General features: G+C 41.0%; 16 protein-coding genes. 6 read left to right on the top strand and 10 right to left on the bottom strand.

Features of this window, described 5'->3' with window-relative positions:
- From CYCPU_RS0105035 to CYCPU_RS0105025, 3 genes are read right to left on the bottom strand one after another with little or no spacing between them, the layout of a single operon-like run.
- Positions 1 to 2142 (bottom strand): dihydrolipoyl dehydrogenase family protein, encoded by a 2142-nt coding sequence (locus CYCPU_RS0105035; protein WP_020162106.1) that lies wholly within the window; start codon positions 2140 to 2142, stop codon positions 1 to 3.
- Entirely contained in the window at positions 2135 to 5515 is a 3381-nt protein-coding gene (locus tag CYCPU_RS0105030; protein ID WP_020162105.1) for a UvrD-helicase domain-containing protein, read from the bottom strand. The genes CYCPU_RS0105035 and CYCPU_RS0105030 overlap by 8 nt, the downstream gene beginning before the upstream one ends.
- Positions 5508 to 8204 (bottom strand): PD-(D/E)XK nuclease family protein, encoded by a 2697-nt coding sequence (locus tag CYCPU_RS0105025; protein WP_020162104.1) that lies wholly within the window; start codon positions 8202 to 8204, stop codon positions 5508 to 5510. Before CYCPU_RS0105025 ends, CYCPU_RS0105030 begins: the two co-directional genes overlap by 8 nt.
- A gap of 458 nt (positions 8205 to 8662) precedes the next feature.
- Between CYCPU_RS0105025 and CYCPU_RS0105020 the strand changes: the two genes are divergently transcribed.
- The 4 genes from CYCPU_RS0105020 to CYCPU_RS0105005 all read left to right on the top strand — a co-directional run bounded on the left by CYCPU_RS0105020 (position 8663) and on the right by CYCPU_RS0105005 (position 11600).
- Entirely contained in the window at positions 8663 to 10081 is a 1419-nt protein-coding gene (locus CYCPU_RS0105020) for a bifunctional diguanylate cyclase/phosphodiesterase (RefSeq protein ID WP_020162103.1), read from the top strand.
- A 55-nt stretch (positions 10082 to 10136) separates the two neighbouring features.
- Positions 10137 to 10490 carry a DUF4870 family protein gene (locus CYCPU_RS0105015; RefSeq protein ID WP_020162102.1) on the top strand — a complete coding sequence of 118 codons (354 nt, stop codon included), beginning with the start codon at positions 10137 to 10139 and terminating at the stop codon, positions 10488 to 10490.
- A 169-nt stretch (positions 10491 to 10659) separates the two neighbouring features.
- Positions 10660 to 10905: a GlsB/YeaQ/YmgE family stress response membrane protein gene (locus CYCPU_RS0105010; RefSeq protein WP_015005810.1), complete on the top strand. Its 246-nt coding sequence runs from the start codon at positions 10660 to 10662 to the stop codon at positions 10903 to 10905.
- A gap of 80 nt (positions 10906 to 10985) precedes the next feature.
- A complete protein-coding gene (locus CYCPU_RS0105005; protein WP_015005809.1) occupies positions 10986 to 11600 on the top strand; it encodes a cation efflux transmembrane domain-containing protein in 615 nt (204 codons plus the stop codon).
- 175 nt (positions 11601 to 11775) lie between these two features.
- On the opposite strand, the gene CYCPU_RS0105000 is transcribed toward CYCPU_RS0105005, so the two are convergent.
- A complete protein-coding gene (locus tag CYCPU_RS0105000; RefSeq protein WP_020162101.1) occupies positions 11776 to 13266 on the bottom strand; it encodes a flavin-containing monooxygenase in 1491 nt (496 codons plus the stop codon).
- A gap of 184 nt (positions 13267 to 13450) precedes the next feature.
- Between CYCPU_RS0105000 and CYCPU_RS0104995 the strand changes: the two genes are divergently transcribed.
- Both CYCPU_RS0104995 and CYCPU_RS0104990 read left to right on the top strand, forming a co-directional pair.
- On the top strand, positions 13451 to 14347 hold the full coding sequence (locus CYCPU_RS0104995) for an alpha/beta hydrolase (RefSeq protein ID WP_020162100.1): 897 nt from the start codon (positions 13451 to 13453) through the stop codon (positions 14345 to 14347).
- A gap of 284 nt (positions 14348 to 14631) precedes the next feature.
- Positions 14632 to 15960 (top strand): LLM class flavin-dependent oxidoreductase, encoded by a 1329-nt coding sequence (locus tag CYCPU_RS0104990; RefSeq protein WP_015005806.1) that lies wholly within the window; start codon positions 14632 to 14634, stop codon positions 15958 to 15960.
- Between the two features lie 294 nt (positions 15961 to 16254).
- Here the strand turns inward: CYCPU_RS0104990 and CYCPU_RS0104985 are convergent, their stop codons facing one another.
- The 6 genes from CYCPU_RS0104985 to CYCPU_RS0104960 are packed head-to-tail and all read right to left on the bottom strand — an operon-like array spanning position 16255 to position 23026.
- Positions 16255 to 17949 (bottom strand): BatD family protein, encoded by a 1695-nt coding sequence (locus tag CYCPU_RS0104985; protein WP_232228589.1) that lies wholly within the window; start codon positions 17947 to 17949, stop codon positions 16255 to 16257.
- Positions 17950 to 17962: 13 nt separating this feature from the next.
- Positions 17963 to 19708: a VWA domain-containing protein gene (locus CYCPU_RS0104980; protein WP_020162098.1), complete on the bottom strand. Its 1746-nt coding sequence runs from the start codon at positions 19706 to 19708 to the stop codon at positions 17963 to 17965.
- Positions 19705 to 20691: a vWA domain-containing protein gene (locus tag CYCPU_RS0104975; protein WP_020162097.1), complete on the bottom strand. Its 987-nt coding sequence runs from the start codon at positions 20689 to 20691 to the stop codon at positions 19705 to 19707. The genes CYCPU_RS0104980 and CYCPU_RS0104975 overlap by 4 nt, the downstream gene beginning before the upstream one ends.
- Positions 20688 to 21152, bottom strand: a complete 465-nt coding sequence (locus CYCPU_RS0104970; RefSeq protein WP_020162096.1) for a DUF4381 domain-containing protein — start codon at positions 21150 to 21152, stop codon at positions 20688 to 20690. Before CYCPU_RS0104970 ends, CYCPU_RS0104975 begins: the two co-directional genes overlap by 4 nt.
- Positions 21152 to 22042, bottom strand: coding sequence for a DUF58 domain-containing protein (locus tag CYCPU_RS0104965; RefSeq protein WP_020162095.1), 891 nt, complete (start codon positions 22040 to 22042; stop codon positions 21152 to 21154). The genes CYCPU_RS0104970 and CYCPU_RS0104965 overlap by 1 nt, the downstream gene beginning before the upstream one ends.
- A complete protein-coding gene (locus tag CYCPU_RS0104960; protein ID WP_020162094.1) occupies positions 22043 to 23026 on the bottom strand; it encodes an AAA family ATPase in 984 nt (327 codons plus the stop codon).
- Positions 23027 to 23182 lie beyond the last annotated feature (156 nt).

The raw sequence follows: 23182 nt of genomic DNA, 5'->3' as shown, positions 1-23182 counted from the left end.
TTAACTCCGCCTAGCTAAATGGTAGCGTTTTAAAATTTTTAGCAATTTTGTAGGCTGATGGTTCTTTTTCCAGACCCCCGCTGTATATTTACTTGCTTCAGCCCATGTTGGGTACACATGAATCGTTGCTAATATTTTATTTAAGCCCAACCCATGCTTCATGGCTAAAACAAACTCAGGCAGTATTTCACCAGCATGTTCTCCAACAATGGTAACGCCTAAAATATGATCTTTTCCTGCTGCAGTTAGCACTTTAACAAACCCTTCTGTTTTACCCTCTACAATGGCTCTATCAAGTTCATTAAACTCAAATTTTGTTGTCTCTATTTGCAAGCCCGCCGCTTTTGCTGATTGCTCGTTATAACCCACACTGGCTATTTCTGGCTCTGTAAAGGTCACCCTTGGGATCACCCGTCGGTCTGCTTTAAAACGCCAAAAATCACCAAATAAACTATTCACAACGCTATACCAAGCAAAATGTGCAGCGGTATGGGTAAATTGGTAAGGCCCAGCGACATCTCCACAAGCGTATATGGTGGGCACATGGGTTCTCATGTATTTATCGACCTTTATCGTACCCGATTGTGTTAATTGAACCCCAAGCTCTTGCAAACCTAAATCAGCAACATTGGCCTCTCGTCCAACAGCAAAGAGTACCGCATCAAAAATAAGTTTTAACGGCTTACCTTGTGCCGATTTAAGCGTGGCGACACATTGATTATTGTCCATTGCGAAGGAATCAACCGAATATTGTAGTTTTAATTCAACACCATCGTGTTCCAAATGAGTCATTAACACACCGACTGACTCTTCATCCTCAGACGGCATAATGCGATCGGCGTTATCAATAAGGGTTACCTTGCTGCCTAATCTACTAAAACTCTGACCCAATTCACAACCAATAGGCCCAGCCCCAACAACAAGAAGGTGTTTCGGTTGTTCACGCAATGACCATATTGTGTCCGATGTGTAATAAGGAACTTGATCAACCCCTTCAATCGTTGGTATCCGTGGTTTAGCACCGGTCGCAACAATAATATGTCGGCTGCTAATGATTCGATCGCCAACGGCTATTTCCCAAGGTGATAACACACGCGCTTCAGCTTGCATACACTCAACACCCAATTGAGTGTAACGTTCTACAGAATCATGCGGTTCAATTTGCTTGATAACCGACGATACACGCTCCATAACCTCAGCAAAATCAAATTCTACCGAAGCACTGTTTATACCATAGTGCTTACTTCTGCTTAATTCTGCTAAAAAACGGCTAGACTTAATCAGTGATTTTGAGGGCACACAACCACTATAGAGGCAATCGCCCCCCATTTTATTTTTTTCAATTAACAAGACTTTAGCGTTTACTGCTGCTGCAAGATAAGCGCTTACTAACCCCGCAGAACCACCACCGATTACAACTAAGTTATAATCAAAAACCTTAGGTTTTTTATAGGACGTTAAAATTTTATAACGTCGAATAATAGTCGGCACGGTTTTGGCGAATAAGGGAAATAGCCCCAGTAACGCAAATGAAATAGCGACTGCTGGCGATAAAACATCTGACACCTGTTCAACCTTAGTTAATTGCGTACCTGCATTAACAAACAGTATTGTGGCTGGCAACATACCTATTTGACTAACCCAAAAATAGCTCCTTAATTTAATAGGTGTCAGCCCCATTAACAGGTTAACAAGCCAAAATGGAAACAGCACAATTAAACGTAATGTAAAAAGGTAAAAAGCCCCTTCTTTTTTGATCCCGGCATTTACATCGGTAAGTTTATCGGAAAATTTTAGCTGCACTGTCTCCTTCAAAATATAACGAGACAATAAAAAAGCTAAACTCGCCCCTATTGTTGATGCAAATGAAACTAATATAACGCCCCAAAACAAACCAAAAATTGCACCCGCCGCCAAGGTCAGAATACTAGCTCCCGGTATAGAAATAGCCGTTGAAATAATATAAAAAACAAAAAACCAAGCGGAAGTTTGCCAGGGGTTTGCAATGTAATAAGCGGCTAATTCATCGTTTTTTTCTTTTAAAACAGTTAAATCGATATATTGATCAAAACCTAACCAATAAAAACCTACAAACAACAACGCTACAAGGCCTATTAAGCAAACTTTTCGCGATTTAAACATCCATATATTCCCAGCTTCGCCACCCAGCAAATTCTGGATAATAAAGCCCTAACATAATAGGTCGCGACTCCTTTTTGCTCATCAATTGGGCATAACGTTCAAGTTGAGCCTTATATCGTGTCACTTCAGCGTCCAAAAACTGCTCCTTATCATCGTCATCATGGCGGCTTGTTTTAAAATCAATAATCCAACGTTTACCCTCATCAACAAAGGTTCTGTCTAATCGGTAATGAATGATCGCTTCATCCACTACTCCTGACAGCGATAATTCAAACTGACTATCTTCATGCTGATTATTAAGAACCCATTGACCACGCGAATCTTTCACACAAACATCAAGAACGTGTAAAACACGCTTAGTAGCTTCATCAAGGTGCCGAGGTAAGACGCCAAGCTCTACAAGTTGCTGTTGAACCTTTACTCGCATCATTCCATCATCAACTTTTAAACAGCCTTGCTCACCCATTATTTGCATCCATTGATGACAAACAGTCCCGACCGATGCGGCTAAATCTGAGGCCCAATCATATTCAATGATATTTGTTTGTAGCCGTATCCTATTATCTAAACCATGCTGATAATCCAGCATTGAATAATCTTTTTTATCAATATCGTATATATTTATTTTCTTTAAATAACAATTTGTTAGAGCCTTATTATCATCTAGTTTGTTATCTGAAAATTTAATAACAACCTCATCTTTAATTGTCGGCCAAAGCAAACCAAGTAAGGTATTACTCGCAGGCGTTTTAGCCTCTTGTGTTTTTTCGTTAAGCGTTAAGCAAAAACTTAAATGTAATTGTTTTTTAGCACGGGTCGCCGCCACATATAACAATCGCTGACTTTCATGAATGGCCTTTTCCTGCTCTACCCTATTTAAATAATTAACAATGGCATCATCCTCGTTCGCCCCCACTTCCTTAAGGGGTGCAATCATTAACTCACTACCTCCCGCTATCTCCGAAGGGCGTTCTAGCCAAGACAATAAACGTGACTCATCTCGCCCTGAGCGTCTATCTAAGCCCGGCAAAATTACATGATCAAACTCCAAACCTTTAGCTTTATGTATCGTCATTATCTGTAATGTATCAGGCGCTTGTGTGTTTGGAGCTGCGTACAGTTTATCAATCTGCTCTTCAAGCTCTGTGATATCAACACTGCCTTTATCAAGCTCTAACATTTGCAAACACTCAAAAAACCGTTCGCAATCGGCTAAATCAGCAGCAGACGATAAACCCTCAGGGCCTAACAACTCAGACCATAAACCAAGTATTGAGTCGGTCACACTCATCTGTTCTCGATACGAGAGTGCAACCTTAAAATGTGATACCACATGGGCAATACTCCTTTGCCCGTCTTGCGATAATTCCTGTATCCGTTCACTGTGTTGTATTAACTGCCAGACCGTTTCATTCGTTTCGCCTTCTAGTAACAAATGCATATCTACCAAACTTAGAACACACCATGGCGCACGTAATACGGATAACCACGCCAACCGATCTGCCGGGTGTAAATAGGCTCGTGTCAGGGACATTAAATCAATCACTGTTTGTCGTGTATTAAGTGGGTCAATATCACTGGCTTGATAAGCCACAGATGCCTCATTTAACGCGATAACCAACTCACTTAAGCTCTTACGCCCTCGAACCAACACACCGATTGACTCATTAGGCGATGTTTGTTGAATCTGCTGAATTAAGGCTAATAAGCCTTTACCCTCTTGAACTCTGCTTTCATACGGGTAATATTGAACGCCATTAGTTGCAGCTTGTGCTGTTTTAAATGCTATTGAAGCTTTATAAGAAATAGCACCACTGAATATATTATCACTTGGCGGCATAATCCGGCTAAACGCCTCATTTACCCAGTTAATAACCCCTTCTTGCGAGCGAAAATTAACCGCAATATTAACCGGTTTAATATTCTTAACTTCACCCAAACCATCTTGCTGAGTTTTTAAAAACAAGCCAACCTCAGCCTGACGAAACCGATAAATAGATTGCATCGGGTCACCCACCAAAAATAATGTTCGCCCATCGCCTTCTTGCCAACCTGCCACTAAATCTTTTAATAACATAAATTGAGTTTCAGACGTGTCTTGAAACTCATCAACAAGCATGTGTTGCAGTTGGTAATCTAGCTTTAAACCAACATCGGTCATTCCGCTCGCATCATGAATCGCTCGACTGGCACTTAATGACACTTCACAAAAATCAACACAACCCATCTGTTGAAACACCAATCGTAAATGAGCAACGGCTTGCGGCAAGATCAATAATAAAGCTTGAATAATTTGCCACTGTTGATCGCTATATCCTGGACTTGGCAGGTAACGCAACCAAGCCATCGCTTCGGTTAATTCATCATTTTCTTGTAAGGCCAACAACAACGCTTTGTAGTCATTCTTTTTATCTGTGTACAGAGCCTTTTGATCTTTATTACTGGCTTGACTGACGGGTGGAAAACCCATTTTTGCATCTGCTTGTTTACGCCAAGTTCCCGCACCGGTGAGCAAAAAGTCCCTCAAGATTAACCAATCATTTAATGAATCAGCCGAGGTGTCCAACTCATCAAGGTGTTCAGCCAAGTAACACACAGGTGACGCTTTATCACTTAAATTAGTTGCCGCAAACTGTAGTAAATCTTTTAGAACATCTGCTTGCTGTTGACTCAGATGCCGCACAATATCAGCCAGTGTTGACTCGACCGTTTGCGTTAAAACGTTTTCTAATGCTTCACGTTTAGCTGCATCAGAGTCACTCATTAAGACGTGGCGTAGCCATTGGTCTCTTGAAGCTAACATCGATGAAATTAAATCTTCAGCTCGTGACAAATGGTTATCCACATGAGTTAACAGTAACCTTATCGCTTCGCCAACACGGTCATTACTGTCAAGTTCTTTTAAACAGTTGCTAGCTGCTTGAGTGTATAGAGAACTGGCATCTTGTTGAATGTTGGGCAAAGAACCAAACTGTGCAGTAATTGGCATTTGCTTCACTAAGTGCGCACACAATGAATCAATGGTTTGCACTCGTAAACGGTTTGGGTTTTGTAACAGATGCCATTGTAAGGCTTCATCACGCTCGAGCACTTTTGCAGCAACTAACCATGTTTGTGCTTCAAACTCATTCTCAGGACAAGGCTTGGTCGCTAGCTTAATCGACTCTATGATACGCAGGTGCATTTCAGCCGCTGCTTTTTTCGTGAAGGTAATCGCTAAAATTTCTTCAGGGTTATTAACAATACTTAGTAAATGCAAAAACCTTAGCGTTAATAAACTGGTTTTTCCCGAACCGGCAGGCGCTTGAACGATAAACGATTGGTTAACATCCAGCACCTCTTGTCGTTGAGCAATATCATGCGGTTTACTCATCTTCAGCAGCCCTTTGCGTTATTTGTTCATTAATACGGCATAGACTAGTCAAATCACAATATTGGCAAGCCTTGGCCGTTGGGCTCACACGTGCATTAGCTGTAACAAACTCATCGGACAAACCACCCAACACTGTACGCCAATGACCCATTTGACTATTCCATTGATCATAGTCTGCTTTTACTTTTTTATCCGCTAAGTTTTTTAATGTAGAAAAGTGATCGTCACTATCCGTTAAACCTTGATACTGAGTTTGGCCTTTTTTAAGTTGTGCAAAACTGATGCTACCTACATTACCTTCACTAAATACACTATACAGTGGTAATTGTGGCTCTTCAGGCCGCAGACCAAACCAACTATTAATACTGCAATCACCTGTTTTATAATCAATAATCGCTAATGAACCATCTGGTAGCTTATCCACACGATCAATAATGGTGTTAAGTTGTAATTCTCCAACGCTTAACAACTGCTTTAATTCCGTTGCAATAACCTCAAACGGCTCTCGTTGGCGATCTATGTTCAGCCATGCCATTAATAATTGCGTGATTCTTTCGGTTTCTAGCTGACCCAGTGCTTTCTTTAAAATAGCGGTCCGTTTACTTTCAGTTTGAACGACAGCCGTCACAATCGCTTTGACCAGCTCATATTGTTCATCAACTGATAAATCACATAAGGCTTTATGCGTTTTAATCTTCGTCCATAGTTCTTCTAAACTTCGATGTACAAGACTACCGCGTAAGCGTGCATCTATTCCTGGCTCAGGCTCTTGTAAAGCGTTCGTTTGCAAACGAAAATGCACATAAGCTTTAAATGGACACGCGGCTTGATCTTTCAATATGCTGACACCACCGCGCACTGTTTCGCTTTTTTCTAGCAATGGCCCGGAAACATCTTCAATCCATTTAAAATTCTTATTACCTACTCGGTGTTCAATTGGATTCACGGGTAGTTGTTGTAATAACTGCTCCTTTGTTATCACAGGGTAACCTTCTATCAGTGAGCTCTTTGCTTGTAGTGTTTCATCCTTAACATGAGAAAAACTAAACACCACTGTTTTTGCTGAGCGAGCCCAGTTTTTTGTGATTATTTTCGCATGTTGATATTGGTGTTCAGCAGATGATTGAACCAAACCTTTATTGCGCTGTTCGGCAAGCGGTAAAAAAGGGCTAGGGTTTGGCGATTGTGGCCATGTTTTATCATCTAAACCACACACCCATAACGCATCAAACGTATGTCCTGATGCCTCCATTAAACCCATTATTTGAATCGCTGCTGTTGGGGTTTCAGGTTGAAAAACACGTTCAAGTAGTATTTTTCGTAATGCATTTAGTGCCGTTTCAAAGGTGATTACACTATACACCTCATCCAAGGTTGAAAAACTTTTCAACACATCGTCCCACACTTGGAATACTTGGTATTCTGTGGAGCTTAATACTCGATCGCCTTGCACCCCCATGGTGGCTAAAAAAGACCTAAACAGCTGTACCCAGTCTGACGGCAGCACACGGTTTGGTTTTGCCTCTAGCAGCTCTATTACCTGATTTAAACACTTAAGCAGTAACGGGCATAAAGACTCATCGTCTTTAGGTGCCTGAAGACTATTGCGTAACTGCTTGACCGAGCAGGACAAGATGCCTTTTTTACGTAGAACAACTTCCAATCGTGCGCGCTGACCCCATTCCTTTTGCCCCGCCGTAATAAAAGAAGAACGAAGCAATAGACACAGTTCACTAAAAGTTATTGGTTGGCTACAAAATTGTAACAACCGAAGGCTTTGTTGAATGGGAGAATAGCTTAATAGAGACTGGCCCAACGACACGTTATATGGTTTTTCAAAAGGTACATCTACTGGGTAAACAACACTGGGATAAAAAACCGTTTTAAAGGCTGACTCAATCGATTCTCGCATGACTTCCAAATCTGGCACGACTATACCGATCTTATTGTCAGGGTTTTCATCCAAACGTTCTCTTGCCCATTGCGCCATTAGCTTCACTTCTTCTTTACGATCAATCGCTTTAAGCACATGCGTCTGGTTTGTAGCGGCCTCTGCAGAAAACTCGCTAAGTTGATGCCCTTTCTCTATTAACAATGCATGCAATGACTGTTGTGTCGGCGTATAAATTTCAAACCCTGAAAAAATAATCTGATTTGGCAATAGCAAACAATCTTGATCTACCAATTCACTAACCGTCTTTATTAACTGCGCACGATCTATCCAAGCTGATTTATTTAATTCATCTTTATACGCATCATGCCATTGGTTAAACGAGGCCATATCAACACCGGTAGAAATATCATTCACCGCGTTTTCAGCGATCATCCATTGCAGGCTTAGTTGTCTGGCTTTACTGGCTGCTTTGGCCGTTGCTGGTACGTTTAATAACTCAGCACCCAAGGTCTGTCGTATAACACGTTCCCAAATAACTAGCGCTTGTTCCTGTGTTAATAGAGTTTTATTCACTAACGAAGCCGATGCCTCATTGCTTTGCAGATCAAACCGTCGTTGCCAGCACTGTAATAACCAAACATCAAACGACATAATCATAGGCGAATCCCAGACAGCCGCACCTTCATCCACTAGCGCTTGTTCAACCCGACTTGTTAAGTGTCGTGATAAACGCTGATTCACGGTAATCACGACTGCGCCCTGTTTTATTGCTTTAAAAAAATCTGAAAAATTCATTTAACTAGCGTATCAAAATCCATCTATTAAATCAGAACAACAGCCTCATTATGAGGCTACTTAATGAGTCCATTATCATTGAATTCTAATTCTCCCTTAATACGCCTAAAAACTGCCTTAAAAATGATCCATATTAAAAAAACCACAAGTATTTATATTTTCTATTTGCAACCGTCTTAATCCTTGTAGTAGTGTGGGTTCTCAGCAGTATTGTGCCCCTTAAAGAAGCCCTTGGTTGATCTCTTATTTGATGTTTTCCATGATTATTTATTGGCAAGTTTAGGTTTGGCTATTGGACTCTATATCAGGTTACTCTTATGGAAGTCTCAATAAACACCAACACTTACAGTACACAACTGTTCAAAATAACTGACCTACAATACGCCACATCTCTTCGTTCTCTATTGTGGATCCACTAATTGCCAGCACTATCGCAATAGATTTTACTGAGGTAAATTATGAATGAACCTAATTTGGACACTATGCAGTCAGTGAAAGCGGCTGACGAAATAAGTGAAATTTCATCAACACTGCTTTCCGAAATATTCGATGGTTTTGAAGAAGCTATTTTAGTTGCCGATACCAATCGACGCCTAGTGTATATGAACTTGGCAGCAGAATATTTATTTGGTTACTCGAAACAGCAGCTGTATGGAAAAGAATCAAAAATACTGTATGCAGATGAAAATGATTTTTCAGAACAAGGTCGGCATCGCTATAACCTAGCAAGCGAAAAGCCTACAGAAAACTATAGGATTTTATATCGCCGTTCGGACGGAGAAATTTTCCTTGGCGTAACAACAGGGACCATTATGCATTCTTCTGATGGAGCGGTCATTGGATTTTTAGGCCTTATCCGCCCTGCACGCTCAGCCGACCAATCTTTAGATGCCCTGCAAAAAATTCACAATGTAACCTCTGACCTTAGCTTAAGTTATGAGCAAAAAATAGAATCATTATTGACCATTGGCCTTAATCATTTTGGTCTGGAAACAGCCATAATGTCTCATATTGAAGGCAATGAGTATACGGTTGAAAACTGCGTCGATTTTAATGGTCAATTAAAGCCAAAAACACAATTTGACCTAGAGGGAACTTACTGTGTTCACACATTAAAAGAAAATAAAACTGTTGGCTTTCATTTTGTGGGTAAGAGTCAAATTCAAAACCACCCTTGCTACAAGAACTTCCAATTAGAATCATACATAGGCACGCCATTAAAACTGGATGGCAAACTCTATGGAACCGTAAATTTCACCAGCTCCTCTCCTGTAGACCCTTTTTGTAAGGACGACTACATCTTGATGCAGTTACTCTCTGATACCTTCAGCTACCTGTTATACAAAAAAGTATCAGAAGAAGAATTAGAAACCTTAGCAAGAATTGATGAGTTAACCAGCCTACCTAACCGACGAGCCACCTTTGAGCGTCTGCATCAACTCATTGATCAATCCAATAGGTTTTTCAAAAAACTCTGTGTACTGTCAATAGACCTTGATCATTTTAAAAGCATTAATGACAAATACGGACATGCCGCAGGCGATCAAGCATTGGTAGAATTTGCACAAATAGCGTCAGGTATAGGCCGAAAAACTGATTTTTGTGGACGAATCGGGGGAGAAGAATTTATCTTTGTGCTAACTGGTGCAAACATAGAACGTGCAGAGGAATTTGGTAACAAGCTAAGACACACTTTAGCTTTACACCCCGTCAAGCTAAACAGCGAAGAGTTTATTACGATAACTATCAGTGCCGGCGTTGCCATGTTTGACAACAACGAGTCCATTGAAAGCCTCTTAGCTCGCGCTGACGAGGCTATGTACAACGCCAAACAACAAGGTCGAGATCGCGTAATGATTGCACCACCCTCACCTTAGTATAAGGGTAACTAAGTTGAACCTGTGAGCCACAAAACTAATATGGACAAAAGTTATGAATAAACCAATCGCACAACTAGGGCCAAGCACAGATCGAACCGCTAAAACTATCTACATTCTGTATCTGGTAGGGCTTGTTTTTGGTATCACTAGCATCATTGGCATCGTCATGGCCTACCTTAACCAAAACGACTCACCGGAATGGTTAAAAAGCCATTATCGGTTCCAGATTAGGACCTTTTGGATTGGTATTCTCTTTATCCTAGTCGGCACTCTACTAGCCTCCGTTCTAATCGGTTACTTAGTACTAATGTTTTCTGTGGTATGGCTGATTATTCGCTGCATAAAAGGCCTAAAATTAATAGAGCAACAACAAGAGTACCCAAACCCAACAACATGGTTGTTTTAAACTCGTTCAAATAAATATAATGAACTTGCTTATTTTAAATAACGACATGGCCTAAAGAATGTCTACCTACCAAATAAAGCCGGTGACGGATTGATATTTTCATTCGCCAACTAATATCCCGTATGCTAGGGTAAACTTATATAAACGTTATATATTAAGAGATAAAACAATGGACATTTTAATTTTTTTAGCCATTGGTGGCATTGCTGGTTGGTTGGCGGGCACACTGATGAAAGGTAACGGTTTTGGTTTATTAGGCAATATTGTCGTTGGTGTTATTGGCGCTGTCTTTGGTGGGTTTGTCTTTGGTTTGTTAGGTATTTCTGCGGGTGGTTTGATTGGTTCAATCATCACCGCAACTGTGGGCGCTGTATTACTGCTTTTTATTGTCGGCTCAATCAAAAAAAGAGCATAAATAATACCGGTGACTTTATGCCCACACTCAATGTTCATAATTCAATTCTACCCATGACATTCGCTCTTTAAGGTAACCATATGGGATCATGTTGCGACAATAGCTGCACACTAGATGCAAAAGAAGGTAGACAGCGTAGCACGCTAATTAAGGTGCTCTGGATAAATGCCATTATGTTCGTGGTAATAGTAGCTGCTGCCTTTTATGGTCAATCTACAGCGTTAATGTCTGACAGTTTAGATAACCTAGGCGACGCACTAACCTATGCTCTGAGTTTATTTGCAGTATCTAAAGGACCCGAACTAAAAGCCCGCATTGCACTTTTCAAAGGTGGGCTAATCTTTATTGCCGCGAGTGTTGTTATCGCCCAGATAATATATCGACTAGTAACGCCCACCCTGCCAGTTTACGAAGTAATGAGTATTTTTAGTATTGCCGGCTTACTGGCCAATGGCTTATGCCTTTTACTACTTTGGCAACATCGGCACGAGGATATAAATATGAGCTCTGTGTTTGAGTGCTCACGAAATGATATCGCATCTAACTTATCTGTTCTTTTAGCAGCCCTTGGCGTGTGGTTTTTTAATTCTGGGATTCCCGATATTATCATTGCCTCTTTCTTGGCCATTATTTTATTAAGATCGTCTGCACATGTTATAAAAGGTGCCTTGGCTGAATTATCAAACCCCACATAAAGGTTGTTTTAACTGGCCTATTTATACAAAAATAGCTAACCGTCCCTAAAGTCTAGCCCTCAAAAAAGAGCCTCATCTCAACGACTAAGGCTCAAAACAGTTTAACAAGTATTATTTAAGTATCGGCTAAAGGTTGTGAAACCTTATAGAACAGACAGCTGTCTCCACTTAATAGCTACGCTTTTTTCAAATGATAATTATTAAAGTCTGGTTGACTCATTTCTTTTGCATAACGTTGTGGTGACCACGGCCACAATAATGGCACACCGTTATCATCTAAATACCAACTTTGGCAACCTGTCGTCCAAATGGTGCCCGGGAGCGCTTCATGAACTGTTTTATAAAAATCATCAACAGCTTCTTGTTTAGGCTCAATATAATCAAAAACACCTTCCATATATTTTTGAATACATTTCATGATATAGCTGCTTTGCGTCTCGGCAATGGCAATTAATGAATAGTTCCCTATAGGGCTATTGGGGCCATTTAACATAAAAAAATTGGGGAAATTTGGAATAGTAATCGCACGAAAAGCACGCGGGCCGCTTTCCCATGCCTCGGATAATGTTGTGTTATTCGTGCCTTGCATGGTCATCGGGCGCATAAAAGCAAAACCATCAAACCCTGTCGCTTGTACGATAAGATCAAGCTCATGCAAGACGCCATCTTTAGTACGGATACCTTTTGCTTCAATTTTATCGATGCCTTCTGTCACTAAGTCAACGTTCGGTTTTTGAATGGCTGGATAAAAGCTGGTGGACATCACTAGGCGCTTACAGCCAGGTTCATAATTAGGCGTTAACTTAGCGCGCAATACAGGGTCTTTCACATGATTTAAATTCCATTCACACAACTTATTGAGTATTGAACGATTCCAACCAGGCTTAACCGTTGCAACACCGACTGTTCTTTCTTGCATAAACTTATAAAGCCGGTAAAGAGACTTCCCAAGAACAGGAAACCGTTTAACCGAACGAATCCACAATTTAGAATAAGCCTTATCAGGAATCGGGAAAATCCATTGCGGCGTACGTTGAAATAAAGTCAACTTTTTAGCAACCTTAGATAAAGGATCAATCATTTGGGTGCCTGTTGACCCCCCGCCAATCACACCAATCCTTTTACCTGATAACTCAACGTCATGATTCCAGCGTGCCGTATGAAAAACATCGCCTTCGAAGTCCTCAATACCTTCAAATTTAGGTTCGTTGATCTTATGTAACACCCCAGTTGCCGCCACAATAAAGTCAGCGGTATCTGTTTTTCCACTGGCCGTTTCAACATGCCATTGCCCATCTTTGTGCTGGGTATTGGTTATTTCTTCATTAAAGGTTGTGTAACTTGCCAATTGGTACTTTTCAAAAACTCGCTCAAAATAGGCTTGAATTTCTGACCCCGGGGGAAAACGCCGCGTCCAATGTGGGTTAGGCTCGAAGCTGTACGTATAAAAATAAGATGGTATATCACATGCAATTCCAGGATAGGTGTTTTCACGCCAGGTGCCACCTATAGTGCTACGTTTTTCATAAATACTAAAATTTGTTAGCCCCGCCTTTAGTAAGTTAATGCCCATTAAGATACCCGACATACCGGCACCCATAATAATCACCCGTGGTTCCTTAACGCCTCCATCCTTTAACGCTTTAATTGTTTTTATCGTTGACATGCCTAGCCCTTAGTTATTGTTTTAATTCTTATATTACAAATTCTAACACTCATTATAAAAACTTTTTTAGCTAATGATATTAAATATTAGCAAAAAGTTATACGCTTACTAAAATGATGAAGAATATCTGATGAATACTACGTAGTGGTTTATGGTTTACTATCAATAAATAAAGGAGGCAGTAATGGCAAGCATACGAAGTCAGTTATTAGCGAAGGTTCTGCGAATGACCATTAAAAGGAAATTCACAGCCAGTCGTAATTTGGTTCAAGAACGCGATAACATGGACAAGTTAGCAGTCATGAGCGTCAAACCGGCACGAGGGCGAGTGACTACCTTAGGGGGTGTTCCCGGCGAATGGCATGAAGCGCAATTAGGCAGTAAAGAAACGACTATTTTATATTTGCATGGTGGTGGCTATGTGGTTGGATCACCTACCAGCCATAGAGGCTTGGCAGCCATGTTAGCTAATTTAGCTCAAGCAAGGGTATTTGTTTTAGATTACCGTTTAGCGCCAGAAGCCCCCTTCCCAGCTGCACTGGACGATGCAGTGTCTGCATATAAAGCCTTGTTAGATGACGGCCAAGATCCGAAAAAAATTGTTATTGCAGGTGATTCAGCCGGTGGAGGACTGACTCTTTCACTGATGCTTGCCTTAAAAGAGCAGTCCATCCCGTTACCGGCTACAGGTATCTGCCTGTCCCCTTGGGTCGACTTAAGCTTTTCTGGGGACTCGATGCAAACGAATGCCAAGGCAGATGCAATTTTATGTAAGGAATCCTTAACATGGTTAGCTGATCAATACCTTGGTGATGTAGCCGCGGATGACCGACGAGTTTCACCTCTTTTTGCCGAGCTAAACGGACTCCCTCCCCTATTAATTCAAGTGGGCAGTGATGAGGTATTACTGGACGATGCCGTCCGTTTGAACAAATTTGCAAAAAAAGCAGGTGTCGATACAACGCTTGAAGTTTGGCATGGCCAAGTTCATGTCTGGCAGTTAATGTCCAGATTGATTCCAGAAGCGCACCAAGCCATTCATTCGATAGGGACTTTTATCAAAACCCATATAGATGATTAAAGGGCTAATTATTAACGTAACGTCATTAATAAAACGACTCAACTATGTGCCATTTAAACGAGCTACGAGTAATTAATGACAGACATTTATATAGCTTTTGTATGGACTATTCCCACTTTTATGGTTTATATATAGGGCAGTTCAAACGTTAGATTCAACGCATATAAAAATATAATAACAATAAAAAATTTTCTCAGAACAGCAATAAAAGCTCGAAGTAGCTTAATTGGAAAGAACCTCCAAACCTAAAATAAAAACTTAATACTACAAAGAATGAGGCAACGATGAGTACAAAAAAACAGTTACACTTTGGGGCTTTTATGCGCCCAGCCAGCATCCATAGTTGCAGTTGGCGCTACCCTGATGCATTTTCAGATGCAAACTTTAACTTTAAACACCATATTCGTTTTGCGCAAACCTTAGAGAAAGGGCTTTTTGATGCCATCTTTATGGCGGACCACGTTTCATTGTTAAACATGCCCGATGAGGCATTAAAACGAAGTGCAACTGTTGTATCCCTTGAACCTCTAACCCTACTGCCTGCGCTTGCTGCCGTTACAGAACATATAGGCCTAATTGCTACCGCATCCACAACCTACAACCAGCCTTACCATATTGCACGAAAATTTGCCTCGCTAGACCACATCAGTGAAGGGCGAGCTGGCTGGAATGTTGTGACCTCTTCTAACCCGTTAGAAGCCCTTAATTTTGGTTTACCAGAAGCAGTAGAACACGACGAGCGCTATAAACGCGGACGAGAGTGTTATGAGGTGGTAACCAAACTATGGGATAGCTGGGAAGATGACGCTATTCTTAGAAACACTGAAACGGGCATATTTGCAGACCTTGATAAATTGCACCCACCTAAACATAAAGGTGAGTTTTATGCTGTTGAAGGTGCTTTAAATGTAGCACGCCCGGTTCAGGGCTGGCCTCTTATAGTCCAAGCTGGTGCCTCTGAGGCAGGACGCCAGTTTGCCTCAGAAGTAGCAGAAATGGTCTTTTCAGCCGCTAGTACACTAAGTACCGCACAAGAATATTATGCCGATATAAAATCACGCGCTAAAGCCTACGGAAGAAACCCAGATCATCTTAAAGTTTTTCCTGGTTGCTTTGTTATTATTGGTGATACCTTAGAGGAAGCAAAAAATAAAAAACGTCAACTAGATAGCATGGTTGACCCTAGCACAGGCATGGGCTCTTTATCCATTTTGTTAGGGTGTGATGCTAGCAAGTTTGATCTTGATGGCCCTCTTCCTGAAATACCCGAAACCAACGCAGTTAAATCTGGTCGTCAAAAACTTGTTGATATGGCAAAAGAAGACAATATGACTGTACGCGAATTAGCCCAATATGTTGGCGGCTCTTATGGCTGTTTAGAAATGTTAGGAACCGTCTCAATGATAGCGGACCAAATGGAAGAGTGGCTAAATTCTAATGCCTGTGATGGTTTTAATATCATGTTTCCTTACCTACCTCAGGGCATAGATGATTTTGTTGAAAAACTAGTCCCAGAACTACAAAGACGGGGCGTCTATCGAACCAGCTACGAAGGTAATACCTTACGTGAAAACCTTGGCTTACCAAGGCCCAAAAATCAGTACTGTGATTGAATCTTTCATCCAACGTTAATACCTTGTTAAGCCGTTAAATTTAGACTAATGAGTCAGCAATATAAAGGCCCCGTCTGGGGCCTTTTTTATAGCAGATAATTTAATTAGAGCCGCAGTCTGGTTAAGCTGAAACTGTGGTTAAGTTGTAGTAATTTAACTTTATACAAGCTCATTTAAACTTTAGCCTTGCCTTAATTCAGTCAACAAATTTTCTAAATTTTAACAATAAATAAATATAATATATTACATTATAAAAGTCTTTTAACTATATGATAGATATTTAATTTATTAGACCTATAGTTTATAAAGCGGTTCCAAACCCTCGGCTCTTTTATCTCTTTTTTGCAAGCGCTGACTATGTTCATTAACCAAGCCTGCCAAATCCTCACCTTTCCATTCAATATCATTGTTTGAATACAGCGCCTGATTAAGCTGTTCAATTTCTGCTTGTAATTCTTTGCTGCAATACCGGCTTATTTGATCCAGTTCTTTGCTGTTAAATTGTACAAAGCCCCAAGTTATTAACGCCTTTTTTGTCTCTTTAGGATCATTCGCTTTACAGGCTTGTTGCAGGTCTTTAATCGCTTTTTTCACTGAGCTATTTTCTTCGTCTATTGAAGAGCTTGAAGAACGTCTAAACCGTCCCTTTATAACCACCCACACAAGAGTAATTAACCAAGCTATTGCAAATATAATAGCTAACCATTTCCAATAATACTCTGTGGTGTTAACCGTTGCTGCCTGATCAAGCCTGTCTATCTCTGTAACCAATTTTTGATTAGGCTCCGTGGCTATAACCTGCGGTATTTCGACCGATTCAAGCGCAACGGCAGTAATGGTCATTTCTGGAATAACGGCTGTTTCAATACGCCCTGTTATTGTATTGAACCAAGGCACCTCTATAGCGGGTAATGTATAGTCCCCAGCCTTAGAAGGAATAATAGCCGCTTTTTGTTCTCTCAACGCTATAACGCCGTCTTCTTCGCTTTGGATTCTTAACAAGGGCTGATCTGGATACACTTTAAGCTGCGAAGACGCTGTATCAGTATTTAACTCTGGTAGTTGACTGGCCGTTACACCTCTCGCCAACATTGTTAACGTTCTAGTTAACGGCTCCCCTACTGTTACGCTTAACTCGTCGTTTGACCAAGTTTGTTGTAAATGAACACTTTTAGCAGCCAACCAATGCTCACCTGTAAAACTTGCTGGCGCAGGTTGCACATCAACATTAACTGCTGTTGATTGAACCCGTTTAGTTTTTGTACGTTGAGTATTAAACAGGCTGCCATTCCATGACCGACCTGCACCGGTAACCACTTGTGCGGTTAATACCGTGGGTGGAATTGTTAATGGCCCGCTTTGTTGAGGAAAAATGGCATATTTACGTTCGAAAACCGAATAATTAACCCCATTTAACTGCTTATTATACTGCTTATCTTCACCTATTTTTTCAACGATGGCATTGTCGATTGTTGGTTCAGAAAGTGATGCTTTTGAAATTTGCACACGCTGGAATAAACGTACGGTATACAATAATTGAGACTGAACATAAGGCTGCTCTGGCGAAACCTCTACTTGTAAATATAGGTCATCATCAATGTCCATTTTATCGCTTGTGCTGTTTGCTAAAACAGTAATGCTCAGCGCTTTTGATACATCATCACCAAATGAAATAGCCGGAATTTGTTGTGGACCGGTCTGTTTTGCCATGACATCTAAGGTCCAAGAAATAGACTTTGTTGATCGGCCATTAACCCATGAAGATTGACTGCTTTTTTGTTGATTTAATACCTCAAACTTATTATCCAATGGGCTAAAGTCCGGATCATCATCAGGCGACTCCTCCATACTAAAAAATAACTTAAAAGATTCGTTAATACTGACTGGATTTCTATCAACAGAGACATTTATATCAAGCGCAATACTATGCGTGCTAACTAGAAAAACTGATATTAAAACAAAGTATTTCAACAGGTTATTTTTCATCATTGCTGCCTTTTTCTTAACGTTGTAGCTGTCGTTGACCATATTGATACTTAAATTTTCGTTTTAATAATGCCGCAGGGTCATCTTGAATACGTTTTAACCATTGCTCAGCCGCTTGTTGTTCTTCATCAGAAAGCTCTGCCGTTGCCGCTTGCTGCTGCTCACCCACCTCTTTACTGTCGTTCGGACTGCTTTGCGCCTCGGTATTTTCTGCTAACGATTCCTGATTAGCTGACGTTGATGACTCAGCAGCCTGATCTTGCGCTGCCTCTTTAGACTCGTTGGACGAATCGTCCTTATTATCGGCTGGTTGTGTATTGGATGGCTGCTCTGCTTGTTCGGCGTTTTTAGAGTTATCCTCTCCCTCTTGCTGTTTGTCTTGCCCTTGATCACCTTTAGGCTGTGATTTGTTTTGAGCCTCTTCAATCAGTTTCAAATTATGTAGTGCATCTTCATTATCAGGGTTTAATTTTAACGATTGCTCATACGCCTGTTTTGCTTCATCTAATTGACCCGATTTTGCTAGGCTATTGCCTTTGTTATACAGACTCTCTGCTGTTTCAATCCCTTCAAGTTGCTCTACAGCTTGTTGGTACTCACCTGCTTTATATTGAGCCGCTGCTTTCCACTCTGGTGAGGTGAATTTTTCTGCTGCTTGCTGAAACTTTTTTTCTTCAAATAGCTGTTTTGCTTGCTGATTTTTATTCAACCAAAGCGCGTCCCATTCCACCGCATAACTGTTTTCGGCCAGTGGCATAATAATAAAAACCAACCCTATTAGTAGCCCTTTCCTAAAACCAAAGGCGGCCAATGGCAAGATCAACAATAGCAACCAAACGCCCCTATCATTCCATTGCTCAATCAGTCCATTATTATCATTAGCAATTTCATCTAACACCGGCCGTTCTAGGCTAGATAACATTGCTTTAATATCACTATCATCCGCCGTCATTGTGCCGTAGTGCCCGCCTGAACGGCTCGCTAACGATGCAAGTTCTTTAGCGTTTAATTTGGCAATAATAATATTCCCTTGATTATCTTTTAAGAAACCACCACCAGCTTGTTTAACCGGACCACCAGCAGCTGTTCCAACCCCCAAAATAGAGACAACATAATCCCCCAGCTCTTTTTCTAATGTTTTTGCCGGTTGCTTAATACCATCGGTTATAAGAAAAATATTACCCTGCTTTTGACCGGCTTGTTGTAAAAGATTAACGGCCAACGTTAAAGCCGCTTGTGTATCTTTACCTTGCCGTGGCATTAAACTGCTTTCTAAGGCATTCAGCTGGTTCTCAATCGTTGCCACATCGCTGGTTAATGGCGTAACGGTAAACGCATCTGCTGAATACACCACCAAGGCCGTCAGTCCGTCTTTTCTTTGTCTTAAAATATCTGCAATTTTATAGCGAGCACGCACTAAACGGCTGGGTTTTATATCAGTCGCATTCATGGTTTGCGAAAGATCTAAGGCAATAACCAACGCCGCATCATTACGAAATGCAGGTGTTTCTAAGCGTTCCCATGTTGGGCCTGCCAGTGCAACAATTGATAATAAAACGGCCATTGATAAAGCCCCAACTACCCAATAACTTTTAGACGATTGTTTATCTTCTAAAATAAACGGCAATAAGGCTGCATCACACACATCGGCCCATTCACCTTTAGCCAGTGTGTTTTTAACCGATACAAACATTAAAGCCAGCGCCGGAATCAGCGCCAATAAAAAATAAGGTCTTATAAAATGAAAATCTGCCCAGTTCATATAAGCCTCAAACGAATCACAGTAATAATGCCCAATAACAATAAACTTAGCGCTAATGGCCAAGGGTATAGTTCACTCATGGGGCGATAAAATTGCTTATTTTTCTCAACTGGTTCTAGTTGATCTAACAGCTCATATATCTGCTCTAGCTCTTCTTTGCTGCGCGCACGAAAATATTGACCATTTGTTGCCTCTGCAATGGCCTTAAGGGTTTTTTCATCAAGATCACGTGATGGATTAACTTTACGGTTACCAAAAAAACTGCGTACCAGCATTTCATCTGCACCAATCCCAATGGTATAAATTTTAAGTTGCTGGTCAGCTGCCAATTTTGCAGCTTGAAGGGGGCTAATTTCACCCGCTGTATTCGCTCCATCTGTTAGCAGAACTAGCACTCGACTGTTTGCTTGCTCATCCTTCAAATGTTTAACAGCTAAACCAATTGCATCCCCAATAGAGGTTGCCGGCTCATCATCAGTAATACCAATAAATGCTTCGTCTAATAACGTTGCAACCGTCTTACGGTCAAAGGTTAAAGGCGTTTGCAAATAGGCTGTAGTGCCAAACAATATCAGCCCTAACCGATCGCCGATGCGTCGCTCAATAAAGTCTGTTGCCACATATTTAGTAGCTGTTAAGCGATCCACACGGGTGTTTTCAATAACAAAATCTTCCTCTTTCATACTGCCAGATACATCTACCGCCAGCATTAAGTCACGTCCACTCACTGCTTGTTCAATAGGCTCACCCAGCCATTGTGGTCGAGCAGACGCCAACACTAATAACACCCACGCAATAACAGCCAACCACAAAAGCCAAGGCTGTTTTGCTGAGCTATACCGTGCCTTAGCCTCACCAAAATCTTCTATAAAAGGGACTTTTAGGGCCGCTTGTGTATCTGCTGCATAAGCCGGCAAAAGCCAGCGGTATAGCAATGGCAACGGTAATAATAAAAATAATTGAGGCCACTCGATATGAATCATTGGTGTTGCCTCTTTAACCAACATTCACACAATTCAATTAAGTCATCTATTTCTATGTCTTCTGGCGCTGTTTGCCGATAAGGCGCTTCAGATAAATAACGTCCTATACCGGTACTAAATGGCGTACCGTCTACCGATTGATCTAGATACTCCAACCAGTCTTTACCCGTTAAACCTGCCGTCTTATTGCGCGGATTCACACTGATAGAAACACGACGCAGACACATAGATAACTGTTTAAGTGTGTTTAATTCATCGTTGTTTTTGGATTGCTTTATATCAACCAATAAGGCTGATGCTGCTTTAATCGCCGTACGACGTGTTAATTTTTTATACAACCACCAAGCACAAACCAAAGCCACAACAACAACCAGTAAAACAAGCCACCAACCTAAAGCAGGTGGCCACCAGCTAACCTCAGCTGGTAAATGAATGTCTTTTAAGGGCAATGTTTCATTCATTAACTTAACACCTCATATGGATCATCAACGGTGCTACATTCAAGCAGTGAAATTCGCCATTTTTTACACAATGTTGTTAACTGTTGTTGCCTGTTTTTAAAATGTTGTTGATAGGCTAATACCCGCTGGTTATCGCCAGTATCCAGTACTGTTTCCTGTTTACCATTAGTAAAACGATAGCGCCCTCTGCTTGGCAAATGGCTTTCTAGCGGATCATAAATATGTACTAATTGAAGTTCGCAGTGTTTAGCTAATTTAGATAACTGTTTTTCAACATGATTATTTAAGCCACGAAAATCACTAACAATATATACCAAGCTACCAGGTCTGGCATGTTGCATTAAGCGGTTAAGAATTTGCTCTAACGAGAAATACTCTGTTATCGATAACGTAGGTTTAACCAACGCATTTAAAAAATGTAAAACAGCTGAGCGGCCATTGGCTGGCTTTAACTCTTGGCAACCGTGCTGATTAAAAACCTGACCGCCTACTCTATCGCCATTTAACTGAGCAGCCCACGCTACTAAGGCAGCCACTTTAGACGCTTGTACCGATTTGAACACACCGCGTGTTGCAAAATTCATAGTGGGTCGTAAATCAACAGAAATAAAAATGGGTCGTTCACGTTCTTCACGAAATATTTTGCTGTGTGTTTTATTCGTACGAGCAGTCACCCGCCAGTCAATACTACGGATATCATCCCCTGCTTGATACAAACGAACTTCATCAAACTCCATTCCACGGCCTTTAAAACGTGACACATACCCGCCATTTTGGGCCGACTGTATACGATGCCGACGAGTTTTTAACAGCCCCGCCTTTTTCGCTAAATCGACCATGGGTTTTAACTGAACAGAAACCCGTTCGTTTTGTAAAACAGCCTGCTTCATTTAAGGCACAGCAACTCTATTAATTAATTCTTTAATAAACCTATCGGCTGTAATGCCCTCTGCTTCGGCTTCATAAGACATAATTAAACGATGTCGTAATACATCGTAGGCAATATTTTGAATATCTTCCGGGGTAACAAAATCACGTTGATTCAACCACGCTTTGGCTCTAGAACAACGGTCAAGCGCAATGCTCGCTCTTGGACTAGCCCCGTATTGAACCCAAGCAGCTAGATCATCACCATAAGCAGCCGGTTCACGTGTTGCTAATATCAATTGCAACAGATAATCTTCCAGTTCGTCACTCATATACACGTTTAATATTTCCTGACGTGCTGCAAATAACTGTTGCTGTGTTATCGGCTCGCTTGTTGCTTTTTTAGTATCACCGCCTTTTTCCTCGCGACGGGCTAAATGTAAAATCTCTTTTTCATGTGCTGCCTTAGGGTAATCTATTTTTACATGCAGTAAAAACCGGTCTAGTTGTGCCTCAGGCAAAGGATAAGTGCCTTCTTGTTCCAATGGGTTTTGCGTAGCCATTACCATAAATAAACTGGGCAACTGATAACTGGCACCACCAACAGTAATTTGTCGTTCTGCCATAGCTTCTAATAAAGCGGCTTGAACTTTTGCAGGCGCACGGTTTATTTCATCCGCTAATACTAGATTATGAAATAAAGGCCCTTTTTGAAACTCAAACGTACCCTGCTGTGGTCGATAAATATCCGTACCGGTTAAATCTGAGGGCAATAAATCTGGTGTAAACTGAACCCGGTGAAAGTCTGCCTCAATCCCTTTACTCAACACATTAATGGCACGCGTTTTAGCCAAGCCCGGCGCACCTTCAACTAAAATATGGCCATCTGCTAACAAGGCAACTAACATTCTTTCTACTAATACGTCTTGGCCAATAATCTGCTTGCTGATCGTCTCTTTAAGTTGCTGAATAGCCGCTTTAGAATCGCGTAAACTACTTTCTACCATGGTTTATTTATCCTTTTTAATGCTGAGTTTTATACAATAGTGCGTTTACCGGACCCAATATTTATTTCTAATCCGTTATAAACATTGGGGGCAACCATCTCATGATTCAACCACCAACATTACAAATGTTCTCCATTCTAACTAAACCTTTCTATT

The sequence above is a fragment of the Cycloclasticus pugetii PS-1 genome (assembly GCF_000384415.1).
Classification (GTDB): domain Bacteria; phylum Pseudomonadota; class Gammaproteobacteria; order Methylococcales; family Cycloclasticaceae; genus Cycloclasticus; species Cycloclasticus pugetii.
The sequence above is the reverse complement of the archived record's forward strand: the minus strand, read 5'-3'. Positions and strand labels throughout refer to the sequence as shown.

Bases quoted from the DNA above. Each gene is read 5' to 3' on its own strand.
- CYCPU_RS0105035 (WP_020162106.1), bottom strand. From the start codon at position 2,142: ATGTTTAAATCGCGAAAAGTTTGCTTAATAGGCCTTGTAGCGTTGTTG.
- CYCPU_RS0105030 (WP_020162105.1), bottom strand. From the start codon at position 5,515: ATGAGTAAACCGCATGATATTGCTCAACGACAAGAGGTGCTGGATGTT.
- CYCPU_RS0105025 (WP_020162104.1), bottom strand. From the start codon at position 8,204: ATGAATTTTTCAGATTTTTTTAAAGCAATAAAACAGGGCGCAGTCGTG.
- CYCPU_RS0105020 (WP_020162103.1), top strand. From the start codon at position 8,663: ATGAATGAACCTAATTTGGACACTATGCAGTCAGTGAAAGCGGCTGAC.
- CYCPU_RS0105015 (WP_020162102.1), top strand. From the start codon at position 10,137: ATGAATAAACCAATCGCACAACTAGGGCCAAGCACAGATCGAACCGCT.
- CYCPU_RS0105010 (WP_015005810.1), top strand. From the start codon at position 10,660: ATGGACATTTTAATTTTTTTAGCCATTGGTGGCATTGCTGGTTGGTTG.
- CYCPU_RS0105005 (WP_015005809.1), top strand. From the start codon at position 10,986: ATGGGATCATGTTGCGACAATAGCTGCACACTAGATGCAAAAGAAGGT.
- CYCPU_RS0105000 (WP_020162101.1), bottom strand. From the start codon at position 13,266: ATGTCAACGATAAAAACAATTAAAGCGTTAAAGGATGGAGGCGTTAAG.
- CYCPU_RS0104995 (WP_020162100.1), top strand. From the start codon at position 13,451: ATGGCAAGCATACGAAGTCAGTTATTAGCGAAGGTTCTGCGAATGACC.
- CYCPU_RS0104990 (WP_015005806.1), top strand. From the start codon at position 14,632: ATGAGTACAAAAAAACAGTTACACTTTGGGGCTTTTATGCGCCCAGCC.
- CYCPU_RS0104985 (WP_232228589.1), bottom strand. From the start codon at position 17,949: ATGATGAAAAATAACCTGTTGAAATACTTTGTTTTAATATCAGTTTTT.
- CYCPU_RS0104980 (WP_020162098.1), bottom strand. From the start codon at position 19,708: ATGAACTGGGCAGATTTTCATTTTATAAGACCTTATTTTTTATTGGCG.
- CYCPU_RS0104975 (WP_020162097.1), bottom strand. From the start codon at position 20,691: ATGATTCATATCGAGTGGCCTCAATTATTTTTATTATTACCGTTGCCA.
- CYCPU_RS0104970 (WP_020162096.1), bottom strand. From the start codon at position 21,152: ATGAATGAAACATTGCCCTTAAAAGACATTCATTTACCAGCTGAGGTT.
- CYCPU_RS0104965 (WP_020162095.1), bottom strand. From the start codon at position 22,042: ATGAAGCAGGCTGTTTTACAAAACGAACGGGTTTCTGTTCAGTTAAAA.
- CYCPU_RS0104960 (WP_020162094.1), bottom strand. From the start codon at position 23,026: ATGGTAGAAAGTAGTTTACGCGATTCTAAAGCGGCTATTCAGCAACTT.